Origin of the sequence: Pseudomonas brassicacearum, from assembly GCF_003732265.1 — a bacterium.
Lineage (GTDB): Bacteria > Pseudomonadota > Gammaproteobacteria > Pseudomonadales > Pseudomonadaceae > Aquipseudomonas > Aquipseudomonas brassicacearum_D.
Genome location: NZ_MOBK01000342.1, coordinates 1 through 542 on the forward strand (window position 1 = coordinate 1; position 542 = coordinate 542).

General features: G+C 62.2%; 1 protein-coding gene. It reads left to right on the plus strand.

The features are described from left to right. Nucleotides 1-542: phosphate acyltransferase (locus tag BK660_RS31615; protein WP_259698573.1), on the plus strand; the 542-nt coding region annotated here is incomplete at both ends.

Here is a 542-nt window from a genome sequence, read left to right on the forward strand (position 1 = left end):
GCGAGCGCTACGTCGAGCCGATGGTCGCCCTGCGCAAAACTAAAAGCCTCAATGCACCGATGGCCGAGCAGCAGCTGGAAGACACCGTGGTGATCGGCACCATGATGCTGGCGCTGGATGAAGTCGACGGTTTGGTTTCCGGCGTGATCAACACCACCGCCAACACCATCCGCCCGGCCTTGCAGCTGATCAAGACCGCGCCGGGCTGCACGCTGGTGTCATCGGTGTTCTTCATGCTCTTCCCGGAGGAAGTGCTGGTTTACGGCGACTGCGTGATGAACCCGCACCCGAGCGCCACCGAACTTGCCGAGATTGCTTTGCAAAGCGCCGACTCGGCAGCGGCGTTCGGTATCACTCCGCGCGTAGCGATGATCAATTATTCCAGCGGCGAATCGGCCACCGGTGAAGAAGTCGAGAAAGTCCGCGAGGCCACCCTGCTCGCCCACGAACAACAGCACTCACTGCTGATCGACGGCCCGCTGCAATACGACGCCGCGGCCAACGCCGAAGTTGCTCGGCAACTGGCGCCGAACAGCCAGGTC